Annotated in this window: 11 protein-coding genes; 6 read left to right on the top strand and 5 right to left on the bottom strand. The window is 68.8% G+C overall.

Annotated features, from left to right (window positions below; translation table 11 throughout):
- Positions 1 to 338 precede the first annotated feature (338 nt).
- Positions 339 to 1571, bottom strand: coding sequence for an NAD(P)-dependent malic enzyme (locus ACWDR3_RS45995; RefSeq protein ID WP_450358669.1), 1233 nt, complete (start codon positions 1569 to 1571; stop codon positions 339 to 341).
- Between the two features lie 588 nt (positions 1572 to 2159).
- Between ACWDR3_RS45995 and ACWDR3_RS46000 the strand changes: the two genes are divergently transcribed.
- Genes ACWDR3_RS46000 through ACWDR3_RS46010 form a run of 3 tightly spaced genes read left to right on the top strand, consistent with a single transcriptional unit; the run spans position 2160 to position 4890 of the window.
- Complete coding sequence (locus ACWDR3_RS46000; RefSeq protein ID WP_450358670.1) at positions 2160 to 3122, top strand: ABC transporter substrate-binding protein; 963 nt, start codon at positions 2160 to 2162, stop codon at positions 3120 to 3122.
- Between the two features lie 32 nt (positions 3123 to 3154).
- Complete coding sequence (locus ACWDR3_RS46005) at positions 3155 to 4093, top strand: amino acid ABC transporter permease (protein ID WP_450358671.1); 939 nt, start codon at positions 3155 to 3157, stop codon at positions 4091 to 4093.
- 44 nt (positions 4094 to 4137) lie between these two features.
- On the top strand, positions 4138 to 4890 hold the full coding sequence (locus ACWDR3_RS46010) for an amino acid ABC transporter ATP-binding protein (protein WP_450358677.1): 753 nt from the start codon (positions 4138 to 4140) through the stop codon (positions 4888 to 4890).
- Between the two features lie 63 nt (positions 4891 to 4953).
- Here the strand turns inward: ACWDR3_RS46010 and ACWDR3_RS46015 are convergent, their stop codons facing one another.
- A complete protein-coding gene (locus ACWDR3_RS46015; RefSeq protein WP_450358672.1) occupies positions 4954 to 5712 on the bottom strand; it encodes a class I SAM-dependent methyltransferase in 759 nt (252 codons plus the stop codon).
- Between the two features lie 100 nt (positions 5713 to 5812).
- Here ACWDR3_RS46015 and ACWDR3_RS46020 point away from each other — a divergent pair, with 100 nt between their 5' ends.
- Entirely contained in the window at positions 5813 to 6442 is a 630-nt protein-coding gene (locus ACWDR3_RS46020; RefSeq protein ID WP_450358673.1) for a CGNR zinc finger domain-containing protein, read from the top strand.
- Here the strand turns inward: ACWDR3_RS46020 and sodX are convergent.
- Positions 6346 to 6780: a nickel-type superoxide dismutase maturation protease gene (gene sodX, locus ACWDR3_RS46025; protein WP_450358674.1), complete on the bottom strand. Its 435-nt coding sequence runs from the start codon at positions 6778 to 6780 to the stop codon at positions 6346 to 6348. The two genes, ACWDR3_RS46020 and sodX, sit on opposite strands and share 97 nt — an antisense overlap.
- Before the next feature lie 143 nt (positions 6781 to 6923).
- On the opposite strand from sodX, the gene sodN reads away from it, so the two are divergent.
- The gene (sodN, locus tag ACWDR3_RS46030; protein WP_019075224.1) at positions 6924 to 7319 is read left to right on the top strand and encodes a superoxide dismutase, Ni; all 396 of its coding nucleotides are present in this window, start codon (positions 6924 to 6926) and stop codon (positions 7317 to 7319) included.
- Positions 7320 to 7454: 135 nt separating this feature from the next.
- On the top strand, positions 7455 to 8285 hold the full coding sequence (locus ACWDR3_RS46035; protein WP_450358675.1) for a M55 family metallopeptidase: 831 nt from the start codon (positions 7455 to 7457) through the stop codon (positions 8283 to 8285).
- A gap of 59 nt (positions 8286 to 8344) precedes the next feature.
- On the opposite strand, the gene ppk2 is transcribed toward ACWDR3_RS46035, so the two are convergent.
- Both ppk2 and ACWDR3_RS46045 read right to left on the bottom strand, forming a co-directional pair.
- Positions 8345 to 9247 (bottom strand): polyphosphate kinase 2, encoded by a 903-nt coding sequence (gene ppk2, locus ACWDR3_RS46040; RefSeq protein WP_123997807.1) that lies wholly within the window; start codon positions 9245 to 9247, stop codon positions 8345 to 8347.
- Between the two features lie 32 nt (positions 9248 to 9279).
- Positions 9280 to 9513, bottom strand: a complete 234-nt coding sequence (locus tag ACWDR3_RS46045; RefSeq protein WP_450358676.1) for a hypothetical protein — start codon at positions 9511 to 9513, stop codon at positions 9280 to 9282.
- Between the last annotated feature and the right edge of the window lie 47 nt (positions 9514 to 9560).

Consider the following 9560-nt stretch of genomic DNA (forward strand, 5'->3'; position numbering starts at 1 on the left):
CGATCCCCCAGCTCCAGTCCGGCGAGCGGTTGGTCGCGGTCGATTCGGGCGGCGTAGACGGCGAACATGGCCTCGACGATAGGCTCCGCCGGTTGCGCGGGGGAACCGGCCGGCTCTGTGACACACGCCCTCTTGCGATGAACGCCGACCAGCGCTTCTCGGCCCGGCCGCGCTCAGGGGCCTTCTGCCCGCACGCCGACCGGCGCTTCCTTCTCCACCGGCCTGGCTCTGGCACTTTTCAGCCCGTCCGGCGTTTGAGGACGAGGCCGCAGGCCGATGGGGGTCTGGGGGCGCAGCCCCCAGGACGCGCACCCCCACCGGCCCGCACAAGCGAACCGTCAGCGACGGGCAACGCCCTCGGCCCGGGCAGCCGCAGCCACCGCCGACGTAACCGCCGGGGCAACCCGCTCATCGAACGGCGACGGGATCACGTAATCCGCAGCGAGGTCATCCCCCACAACACCGGCCAGGGCCTCCGCCGCCGCGATCTTCATCCCCTCCGTGATCCGAGAGGCCCGCACCTGCAGCGCGCCCGCGAAGATGCCCGGGAACGCCAGCACGTTGTTGATCTGGTTCGGGAAGTCGGACCGACCCGTCGCCACGACCGCCGCGTACTTGTGCGCGACATCGGGGTGCACCTCGGGGTCCGGGTTGGCCATGGCGAACACGAACGCGCCCTCGGCCATGGAGGCGACCGCCGCCTCCGCGACCGTACCGCCGCTGACGCCGATGAAGACGTCGGCGCCGGACAGGGCGTCCTCCAGGGAGCCCGTCAGGCCCGCCTTGTTGGTGAAGCCGGCCACCTCGCGCTTGACGGAGGTCAGGTCGTCCCGGTCGGCCGAGACGACGCCCTTGCGGTCGGCGACCGCGACGTCGCCGATGCCGGCCTCGACCAGCATCCTGGCGATGGCGACCCCGGCCGCGCCGGCGCCCGAGATGACGGCCCGCAGATCCGCGATGGACCGCCCGCTCAGCCGCGCAGCGTTGCGCAGGGCGGCCAGCGTGACGACCGCCGTGCCGTGCTGGTCGTCGTGGAAGACCGGGATGTCGACCCGCTCCTGGAGCTTGCGCTCGATCTCGAAGCACCGCGGCGCCGAGATGTCCTCCAGGTTGATGCCACCGAAGGACGGGGCGAGGCGCACCACGGTCTCGACGATCTCGTCGACGTCGGTGCAGGCCAGCGCGATCGGCACCGCGTCGACGCCGCCGAACTGCTTGAACAGGATGGCCTTGCCCTCCATCACCGGGAGGGAGGCCTCCGGGCCGATGTCGCCGAGGCCGAGCACCGCCGTACCGTCGGTGACCACGGCCACCACGGACGACTTCCAGGTGTAGTCGTTGACCAGGTCCGGCTGCTCGGCGATGGCGGTGCACACGCGCGCGACGCCGGGCGTGTACGCCAGGGACAGGTCGTCCTTGTCACGGAGCGGCACGGTGGCCTGCACGGCCATCTTGCCGCCGCGGTGGAGCGCGAACGCCGGGTCGAAGGAATCGAGGGGCTCGGCCCCACCGTCCTGGTCGCTATGTCCCGGCTTGTTGTCGCTGCGAGGATTGACGATCTCCGCTGCCACTTTGTTTTACCCCTTAAGTGTTCAATGGTTGAGGGTGGGCCACTTCGGGTGAGAAGTGGGCGGGACCGCGCATGCCCGCTCGATTGATGCGTACGGGTCATACGCGACGGGCGCGTCGCACACGCGCCCGGGGCCCCGGATGAGGGGTGTAGAGCACCTTCTTACCGGACGCCCCGCGCCGAGGACGAGTCCATTCGGCGCAAGGTCACATCGCGGGTTGAGAAGGTCACATCTCGATGACAAGAATCGTCATGAAATAAGGGGACACGTCCTTGACAAGCCTCTGACCGGCGCCGAAACAGTGATCAACGCCTCGGGGCACCGGTCCGCATCCTGGGACGCACCGAAGATCTTCCGGCCGGAACAGTGGATTCCCGCAGATGGTCCGGACATGTCGTACCGAACCGGTGCGGTTCGGGGGTCACCCGTTATCCGATTTTGACATGGCTGGCACCTTGAACGGCTCAGTCCGAATGGCAAGATGCCGTAATCACACAAGGTCGCGACACCCGAAGCCGTGTGTTCTCGTCGACCCAACGGCACTGTCGACCTGTCGGCAAATCAACCCATCCGCCGGAGGAACCCAAGATGACCGCACGCTCCACGCTTCGTACCACCGCCGCGCACCACCGCCTGGCCGCAGTGGGTGCGATCGCGGTCGCAGGCACTCTGCTGCTCGCCGGCTGCGGTGACCAGACCAAGGACAAGGACAGCTCCGACAGCGGCAGCGCGTCCACCAGCTCGGCCCCGCTGTCCGCCAAGCTCCCCCAGGCGATCCGTGACAAGGGGGTCGTCAAGGTCGGTTCCGACATCGCCTACGCCCCGGTCGAGTTCAAGGACAGCTCCGGCAAGACCGTCGGCATCGACCCGGACCTCGCGGACGCCATGGGCAAGCAGCTCGGCGTGAAGTTCGAGTTCGAGAACGGCACCTTCGACACCCTGATCACGGGTCTGCGCTCCAAGCGCTACGACATCGCCATGTCCGCGATGACCGACACCAAGGACCGCCAGGACGGTGTCGACTCCGAGACCGGCAAGAAGGTCGGCGAGGGCGTCGACTTCGTCGACTACTTCACCGCCGGTGTCTCGATCTACACCAAGAAGGGCGACGACCAGGGCATCAAGACCTGGGCCGACCTGTGCGGCAAGAAGATCGCGGTGCAGCGCGGCACGGTCTCCGAGGACCTCGCCAAGGCCGAGGCCAAGAAGTGTCCGAGCGGCAAGAAGCTGTCGATCGAGTCCTTCGACAACGACCAGCAGGCCCAGACCCGGGTCCGCTCGGGCGGCGCCCAGGCCGGCTCCTCCGACTTCCCGGTCACCGCGTACGCCGTGAAGACCTCCGGCGGCGGCAAGGACTTCCAGATCGTCGGCGAGCAGGTCGAGGCCGCCCCGTACGGCATCGCGGTCGCCAAGGACAACACCCAGCTGCGGGACGCCCTGCAGGCCGCGCTCGACGCGATCATCAAGAACGGCGAGTACGGCAAGATCATCACGAAGTGGGGCGTCGCCGACGGCGCCGTCACCGCGGCCGCCGTCAACGGCGGCAAGTGACCGCGGCCGGCGGGCACTGAGAGGCAACAGCAGTGACAGCTGACATCGACAAGACGGCGGGGCCGCAGGACACGCCCCCGGCCGGACCGGAGGCCATCAAGGCCGTCCCGGTCCGGCACTACGGGCGGTACGTCTCGGCCGTCATCGCGATCGCCGCCCTGGTCGCGATCATCTACGCGTTCGGCCAGGGAAAGATCAACTGGAACGCCGTTCCGGACTACTTCTTCGACCACCGCATCATCAAGGGCGTCGGCCAGACGATGCTCCTGACGGTGCTGTCGATGCTGATCGGCATCGTCGGCGGCATCCTGCTCGCCGTCATGCGCCTGTCGAAGAACCCCGTGACCTCGTCCATCGCCTGGTTCTACATCTGGTTCTTCCGGGGCACCCCGGTCCTGGTCCAGCTCTTCGTCTGGTTCAACCTGGGTCTGGTCTTCGAGTACATCAACCTCGGCCCGATCTACAAGAACTACTGGTCGGACTTCATGACGCCGCTCCTGACGGCGCTGCTCGGCCTCGGCCTCAACGAGGCCGCGTACATGGCGGAGATCTGCCGGGCCGGTCTGCTCTCGGTCGACGAGGGCCAGACCGAGGCCTCGCACGCCCTGGGCATGAGCCACGGCAAGACCCTGCGCCGGATCGTCATCCCGCAGGCGATGCGCGTGATCGTGCCGCCCACGGGCAACGAGGTCATCAACATGCTGAAGACCACCTCGCTGGTCTCGGCGGTGCAGTTCTACGAACTCCTGCGCTACGCCCAGGACATCGGCCAGACCTCCGGCGCCCCGGTGGAGATGCTGTTCCTGGCCGCCGCCTGGTACCTGATCCTCACCTCGGTGCTGAGCGTGGGGCAGTACTACATCGAGCGGTACTACGCCCGCGGCTCCAGCCGCAGCCTGCCGCCGACGCCGTGGCAGCGGATCAGGACCAACCTGGCACCCGTGTTCAGCAGGAAGGGAGCCACGGCATGACCGAGCGGACGACAGCGGCGCCCGTGCCCGACACCGGCGTCCCCATGGTCAAGGCGGAGGGCGTCCACAAGTCCTTCGGTGCCGTCGAGGTCCTCAAAGGCATCGACCTGGAGGTGAAGTCGGGCGAGGTCTTCTGCCTCATCGGCCCCTCCGGCTCCGGCAAGTCGACCTTCCTGCGGTGCATCAACCACCTGGAGAAGGTCAACGCCGGACGGCTGTACGTCGACGGCGAGCTGGTCGGCTACCGCCAGAAGGGCGACAAGCTGTACGAGCTCAAGGACAGCGAGGTCGCGCTGAAGCGCCGGGACATCGGCATGGTCTTCCAGCGCTTCAACCTGTTCCCGCACATGACGGCGCTGGAGAACATCATCGAGGCGCCGGTCCAGGTCAAGGGCGCGAGCAAGGCCCAGGCCAGGGAGCGCGCCCAGCAGCTGCTGGACCGGGTGGGCCTGTCCGACAAGGCGGCCAGCTACCCCTCGCAGCTCTCCGGCGGCCAGCAGCAGCGCGTCGCCATCGCCCGGGCCCTCGCCATGGACCCGAAGCTGATGCTCTTCGACGAGCCGACCTCGGCGCTCGACCCGGAGCTGGTCGGTGACGTCCTCGACGTCATGCGCGACCTCGCCGAGTCCGGCATGACGATGATCGTCGTCACCCACGAGATGGGCTTCGCCCGCGAGGTCGGCGACAGCCTGGTCTTCATGGACGGCGGCGTGGTCGTCGAGTCCGGCAACCCGCGCGACGTCCTGACCAACCCGCAGCACGAGCGGACGCAGTCCTTCCTGTCCAAGGTGCTGTAAGCGGTACGACGGTGAAGGGGCGGTACGGAGATCTCCGTACCGCCCCTTTCCGTATGGGCCGGGCTACTTGAGCGCCAGCAACAACGTGTCCGACGGCGAGCACCACACCGGACGCGCCTCCCCGAACCCCTTCTCGCGCAGCACGCGTGCGTGCCACTGGGCGGAGGGCATGTCGCCGTCCGCGTGCTCGCCGTAGATCTCGAAGCGGCGGGCGGTGGGGGCGGCGAGGACGGGGTCCTGGGCGGCGCGCTGCCACCACTCGGCCCAGTCGAGGGCGCCGTTGCGCAGGGCCCGGTCCATCTGCCGGTGACGCTGCCCGGATTCGGCCGCGTTGATCCGGGGCGTGGTCTCGTCGATCATGTGGTCGGCATTCATGAAGACGCCGCCGTGGCGAACCAGTTCGCCGATCTGCCCGTAGAGGGCCGCGAGGGGTTCGGTGTGCAGCCAGTGCAGGGCCGTGGCGGTCAGGACGGCGTCGTACGACTCGTACGGCAGTCGCGTGGCCCAGTCCGGGTCCTTGAGATCGGCCTCTACGAAGGTGACGCGGTCGTCGCCCTCGAAGGTGCCGCGCGCGATGGCGAGGAGGGCGGGGTCGAGGTCGATGCCGGTGCTGGTGGCGTCCGGGAAGCGGGCGAGCAGCCGGGCGGTGATGCTGCCGGTGCCGCAGGCGAGGTCGAGGACGCGGGGTTCGGGTCCCGCGAAGGCCTCGACCATGTCGAGCATGACCCGGAACCGCTCCTCGCGGTCCGGCATGTACCACTCCTGCTGCCGGTCCCAGCTCTCCTGCCAGGACTGCCAGTCGGTTCCGGTCGCAGTGGCCATGGATTCCCCTCTTCCCCTCAGCCGCGTAATACCCTGGATGCACGACCGGCTGTTACCCGACCGCACCCACGACCATAGAGCGCCTCTGTAAGGACTACAAGTGGAACTGGCCTATTACTCGGATTACGCCGTACGTCTCGTCAACACCGAGGAGCCGGCCCGGGGGACGGACGGGCTGACCTCGGTCGAGGCCGTGCGGGAGCTGTTCGGTGCCAACCAGGAGTCGGCGCGGCGGACCACCGACGCCGACGTCACGCGCTTCCGTTCGGTCCGGGCGCGGCTGCGGGCGGTCTTCGAGGCGGCGGACGGCGGAGACGAGACACTCGCGGTGAACCTGCTGAACTCGCTCCTGCTGGAGTTCCCGGTCAGCCCGCAGATCTCCGGGCACAACTTCCGGGACGACGACGGGCGCCCGCTGTGGCACATGCACCTGGCGGACCACCCGTCCAACGCGACCGCGGGCTACGCGGCCATCGCGGCGATGGGCCTGGCGTTCCACCTCACCGAGTACGGCGTCGACCGCCTCGGCCTGTGCGAGGCGCCCCCGTGCCGCAACGCCTACCTGGACACCTCGACCAACCGCTCCCGGCGCTACTGCTCCGACCGCTGCGCGACCCGCGCCAACGTGGCCGCCTACCGGGCCCGCAAACGCCTGGAGGCCGACCGGCCGGACAGTACGGGCCGGGCCGCCGAGAGCGCCCAGCGGGCCACCGCGAGCGGCGAGCGCTGATCCGGCTTGGGCGGCCGGTAGCGAAAACGGACCTTGCCCAGCACCAGGTCCTCGGGGACGGCTCCGTAGTCGGTGCTGTCCCCGCCCGCGTAGGAGTTGTCGCCGAGCACCCACCAGCCGCCGTCGCGGCGCTCCACCGCGCGCTTGACGACCAGCAGGTCCTGTTGGAACGGATGCCGCAGGACGACCACGTCACCGGGCCGGATCCTGGCCCCCCACCGCACCACGAGGCGGTCCCCGTGTCGCAGTGTGGGCACCATCGACGGCCCGGTCACCTCGGCCACCCCGAAGGGCAGCAGCGCCCTTCCCCGCTCGATCTCCTGCGACAGCTCCGGCATCCCGGCACCTCCCCGGTCGTTCATCCACCAGTCTCAGTCTGACCCTGGACTTTTGTCCTAAGCCCTAGGGGGCACCCGCGAAATCAAGCTTCCCAGGGAGTAATGTCCCACCTGAGAAGACGATCACGAGGAAGGAATGCTCCATGCTTTCCCGCCTGTTTGCCCCCAAGGTGAAGGTCAGCGCGCACTGCGACCTGCCCTGCGGTGTGTACGACCCGGCCCAGGCCCGCATCGAGGCGGAGTCGGTGAAGGCCGTGCAGGACAAGATGGCCGCCAACGACGACCCGCACTTCCAGGCGCGCGCCACCGTCATCAAGGAGCAGCGCGCCGAGCTCGCGAAGCACCACGTCTCGGTGCTCTGGAGCGACTACTTCAAGCCCCCGCACTTCGAGAAGTACCCGGAGCTGCACCAGCTGGTCAACGACACCCTGAAGGCCCTCTCGGCCGCCAAGGCGTCCACCGACCCGGCGACCGGCCAGAAGGCCCTCGACTACATCGCCCAGATCGACAAGATCTTCTGGGAGACCAAGAAGGCCTGACGGACTTCCCGTCCACGGACCGGCGATCGGTGCACCATCGCAGGTCAGCGGGTATCCCGAAGGGGCCCGGCCGGATTCTCCGGCCGGGCCCCTTCGGCGTGAGACACAGCTACCGCCGACGGAGGAACACGCACAGTGCGGATCTACATCACCGCGGACATGGAAGGCATCACCGGCCTCGTGGACGCCGACGACGTCCAGCCCGGCGGACGGGACTACGAGCGGGGGCGGCTGATGATGGCCGAGGACGTCAACGCCGCCGTGCGGGGTGCCGTCGCGGCCGGGGCCGGTGAGGTCACCGTCAATGACGCGCACGGTCCCATGCGCAACCTCCTGCCCGAGGCGCTGCATCCGGCGGCCCGGCTCATCCGGGGCAAGCCCAAGCAGATGGGCATGCTCGAAGGGCTCGGTGCCGAGCACGACGCGGTGATCTGCGTCGGGTACCACGCGCGGGCCGGCGAACTCGGCGTACTGAGCCACAGCTTCATGGGTCACGAGATCGAGGACATGTGGCTGGACGGGCGGCCGGTGGGCGAGATCGGGCTGGCGCACGCCACCGCGGCGGCGCTCGGGGTGCCGGTGGTGGTCCTCACCGGTGACGACCGCGCCTGTGCGGAGATGGCGGAGTGGGACGGCTCCGTCGCCACCGTGGCCGTGAAGTACGCGCGTGATCGCTTCGCCGCCCAGCTGCGTCCGTCGGACGAGGCCCGGGCCGCGATCGAGGAGGCCGTCGCCGCTCGGCTCGCCGCGCCGCTGCCCACCCCGCCCGCGGCTTCGGGGCCGTCCACCCTCACCGTCCGCTGGCAGTCGGCGTCCGTGCCCTCGACCCTGCTGGGGATTCCCGGGGTCACCTCGACGGACGCGCGGACGGTACAGGCCGAGGGTGCGTTGCCCGGCCTGTACCGGCTCTTCTACGTGTGGATGCGGGTGGCGGCCTCGCTCACCAATCAGCCGCCGTACTGCTGACCCGCATCCCGTCGACCCATGTCCTCTCGACCCCGTGACCGTCGGCAAGGTCCGGACTCTCAGGCGCTCTCGAAGATCCCCTGGTCGTCCTCGCCCGCCTCCAGCAGCCCGGCCGCCTCGCCCACGATGCGCGGGTCCGGGCTGCCGACGACCTCCTCGTCCTTGTCGTCGTAGTCGAAGCGGGCCAGCACGCTGCGCATGGCCTCGACGCGGGCGCGCTTCTTGTCGTTGCTCTTGACCACCGTCCACGGGGCGTGTTCGGTGTCGGTCTCACGGAACATGGCGACCTTGGCGGCGGTGTAGTCGTCCCAGAGGTCCAGGGACGCGAGGTCCATGGGGCTGAGCTTCCACTGCCGTACGGGGTCGACCTGGCGGATGGTGAAGCGGGTGCGCTGTTCTCCCTGGGAGACCGAGAACCAGAACTTGATCAGGTCCACGCCGTCGTCCGCGAGCATCCGCTCGAACAACGGGGCCTGGCGCATGAAGCGCCGGTACTCGTCGTCCGAGCAGAAGCCCATGACCCGCTCGACGCCGGCCCGGTTGTACCAGGAGCGGTCGAAGAGGACTATCTCGCCGGCGGTGGGGAGGTGCTGGACGTAGCGCTGGAAGTACCACTGGCCGCTCTCGCGTTCGGTGGGCTTCTCCAGGGCCACCACCCGTGCCCCGCGCGGGTTGAGGTGCTCCGTGAACCGCTTGATGGTGCCGCCCTTGCCGGCCGCGTCCCGTCCCTCGAAGACGATGACGAGCCGGCGGCCTGTCTCCTTGATCCAGCTCTGCAGCTTCAGCAGTTCGATCTGCTGGAGCCGCTTGTGCCAGTCGTACTCCTTGCGCTCCATGCGCTCCGGGTACGGGTAGTTCTCCCGCCAGGTGTCGACCGGGCTTCCGTCCGGCCGGATGAGCACGGGCTCGTCGGGGTCGCTGTAGTCGACCTTCAGGTCGGACAGCAGAGGTTGCGTCGTCATCCCGTCCTCCTCCTGTGGTGGGTTCATCGAGGTCAGTGGAACTGCGGCACGATCAGATAGATCCCGTACGCCACCACGGCCAAACACGCCAGGAAGCAGAGACCGGCCTGAGCGGCACCGATGGTGGACGTACCCCCGCCATCCTCCCGCGCACCCTCGAATCGGGCGAGACCGAGGACGCCGAGGGCGAAGACGACGACCACGGCCACCGTGACGCCGATGCTCACCGCGGCGACCTGGCCGAGTGCGTTCCAGTCCAAATCCATGTCGAGTCTCCCTCGCTCAGGCGGCGGTGCCGACGTGGGTCGGTGCC

This window comes from Streptomyces sp. NPDC001002 (genome assembly GCF_053599215.1).